2 protein-coding genes and 2 pseudogenes are annotated in these 2,942 nt (G+C 65.0%); 3 read left to right on the top strand and 1 reads right to left on the bottom strand.

Annotation, left to right across the window (positions count from 1 at the left end):
* Window positions 1–97: pseudogene (locus ACRXB1_RS33870) on the top strand (sll0787 family AIR synthase-like protein); the annotation flags it as partial.
* A gap of 2 nt (window positions 98–99) precedes the next feature.
* Here the strand turns inward: ACRXB1_RS33870 and ACRXB1_RS33865 are convergent.
* Window positions 100–990: pseudogene (locus ACRXB1_RS33865) on the bottom strand (aldehyde dehydrogenase family protein); the annotation flags it as partial.
* A 259-nt stretch (window positions 991–1,249) separates the two neighbouring features.
* On the opposite strand from ACRXB1_RS33865, the gene ACRXB1_RS33860 reads away from it, so the two are divergent.
* Window positions 1,250–2,116, top strand: coding sequence for a GNAT family N-acetyltransferase (locus ACRXB1_RS33860; RefSeq protein WP_449494514.1), 867 nt, complete (start codon window positions 1,250–1,252; stop codon window positions 2,114–2,116).
* 6 nt (window positions 2,117–2,122) lie between these two features.
* Window positions 2,123–2,942, top strand: an 820-nt coding sequence (locus ACRXB1_RS33855) for a 2-hydroxyacid dehydrogenase (protein ID WP_449494513.1), incomplete at its 3' end; no start/stop codon positions are given.

Genomic DNA, 2,942 nt, shown 5'->3' with positions numbered 1-2,942 from the left:
TGATTGCGCCGCCATTCCCGACGGCGACGGCTACTTGCTGTTCGCCATCGAAGGCATGGTCAGCGACTTCGTGCGCGACATGCCGTGGTTCGCCGGCTAGCCCGCAACGCAGACCTGCCCCGCATTGCCCGAGATCGCACCCGCAATCCGGCGCGCGACATCGTCGAGACGGGGGGCATCGGCAAACACGATCTGCGGGCTCTTGCCGCCGAGTTCCAGCGTCACGGGCTTGGTGCCCGACTCGGCGCACGCGGCCATGATCGCTGCCCCGGTCCGCGTGGAACCCGTGAACGTGACCTTCGATATCTTCGGGTGCCGCACGAGCGCGTCCCCGGTCGTGCGGCCGTCGCCCTGGACCACATTGAAAATTCCCTTCGGAACGCCCGCCAGCACAGCCAGCTCGGCCAGGCGAAGCACCGAGAACGGCGTCATCTCCGAGGGTTTCAGCACGACCGCGTTGCCCGCCGCGAGCGCCGGCGCGATCTTCCACGACGCCATCACGAGCGGAAAATTCCACGGCGCAATGGCGCCGATCACGCCGTACGGTTCGGCGATTGTCATGCCGAGATGATCGTGATCTGTCGCCGTCACATCGCCGCCGAGCTTGTCGGCGAATTCCGCGTAGAACCGGATGCCCTCTGCGGTGAACGGGACGTCCCAGTTGCTGGCGTCGCGGATCGGGCGGGTCGAGCCGAGGGATTCGAGTGGCGCGAGCGTTTCCACGTCCGCTGCGACCAGGTCGGCGAAGCGGCGCAGGATCTTCGCCCGCTCGCGCGGCGCCATGCTGGCCCAGCCACTCGTCTTGAAAGCACGCCATGCGTCTTCCACGGCACGGTCGATCATGGCTGCATCGGCCACCGGCACCGATGCATACATCACGCCGTCCGAGGGCCGTGCGACGTCGATCCGGCGCTCACCTTCGTCCACATAGTCGCCGCCTATGAAATGCCCGGTGCGCACGGTGATGCGGGCGGGATCGAACTGGTCCATTGCAATATCCTCGAGAAAGAAGGGTCTCTGGAATCACTTCAATCGTAGTGCCGGCAGCACCGCACATCTCACCGACAAAAATCCGCGTTCAGCACAAACCACGCGTTATGAGGACGCAGACCGTGCAATTTGCATCGAAAGTGCCTGGTTGCGTCCTGCTTGCGTTCGCAAAGGACGCGACGAAAAGATCGTCCTATTCACGCGCCGCGACGAATGCCAGAGTAAGCGCGTGTAGTCCGAAGCCATTCACGGAGGCCGTGTGTCCGACCAAGTTGCATATAGACCCTTCACAGACGAAGATATTGCCGCCGCGCATGCCCTCACGGTCGAGCTGAAATGGCCGCATCGCGCGGAAGACTGGCAGTTCGTGGCGCAGGCCGGCGCCGGGTTCGTTGCCATTGAAGCCGGAGAGGTCGTGGGCACGGCGTTGTACTGGACATATGGCGACGACCGGGCATCGCTTGGCATGGTGATCGTGTCGCCGGCGCGGCAAGGTCTCGGGATCGGGCGCAGGCTCATGGAAAGCGTGCTCGAAGCACTCGAAGGCCGGGTGACGTTTTTGCACGCCACGCTCGCCGGCCAGCCGCTTTACGAGAAACTTGGCTTTCGCGCGGTCGGGACGCTCGACCAGCATCAGGGAACGGCGTTCCAGCCGCCGCTGATGGCGTTGCCGTCGGGGGAAAGGCTGCGGCCGCTGGGTACGAACGATACCGCCCGTCTCATAGATCTGGCGTCCCGCGCATGCGGGCTCGACCGCACGCAGACATTGCCGGCGCTGCTCGCAAACGCCGACGGCATCGGTCTCGACCGCGACGGCGAACTGATCGGCTTCTCGCTATTTCGCCGGTTCGGACGCGGTTTCGCTATCGGCCCGGTGGTCGCGCCCGGTTCCGATCCCGTGCGCGCGAAGGCATTGATCAGCCATTGGCTGTCGTTGAACGAGGGCGTGTTCATTCGTATCGATACACCCGCCGAATGCGGCCTGACCGAATGGCTCGACGGCCTCGGACTGCCGCGCGTGGATAGCGTGATGAAAATGGTGCTGAACGCGCCCGCCGCGACGGGTCGCGACAACCCGGACGACGATTGCCGCCAGTTCGCGATCATCAATCAGGCAATGCTGTAACTCCCCATGGCCTTCCTCTACAAAGCCGATCCCGTTCGGGGCGCCCAGTGGGGCGCGCTCTTCGCGCAGCAAGCGCCGGACATTGCGTTTCATCTGTGGCCCGATGTCGGCGATCCGGCGGCGATCAGATACCTGGCCGCGTGGCAGCCGCCCGACAATCCGCTGGAAGCCCTGCCCAACCTCGAGGTTATCTTCTCGGTGGGCGCGGGCGTCGATCAGTTCGACCTCTCGCGCGTGCCTGAGCATATTCCCGTGGTGCGCATGATCGAGCCGGGCATCGCGCAAGGCATGGTCGAGTATGTCACGCAAGCCGTGCTGACGATTCATCGCGACGTTGCGGCTTACGCCGCGCAGCAGGCCCGGCAGGAGTGGAAGGCACGGCACGTCCGGCCGGCATCGTCGAGGCGAATCGGTGTCCTGGGTCTTGGCATGCTGGGGACAGCCGTTCTCCAGCGGCTGCGGCTGTTCGGCTTCGATTGCGCGGGCTGGAGCCGCTCCGGCGGACAGATCGAGGGCGTGCAATGTCATGCAGGCGCCGCCGCACTCGATGCATTCCTTGCCCGCACGGATATCCTCGTCTGCCTGCTGCCGCTCACGCAGGAAACCCAGGGCATGCTCGACGCAGCACTTTTCAACAAGCTGCCGCGAGGGGCATCGCTGATCCAAACCGGCCGCGGCCCGCACCTGAACCAGAAAGATCTGCTCGCCGCGCTCGAGAGCGGCCAACTCGACACCGCGATCCTCGATGTGACCGACCCCGAGCCGCTTCCCGCCGGTCATGCGCTATGGACGCACCCGCGCGTGCGGATCACGCCGCACATTGCCA

The sequence above is a fragment of the Caballeronia sp. M23-90 genome, assembly GCF_053574605.1.
This window is presented reverse-complemented; position numbering and strand designations above follow the sequence as displayed.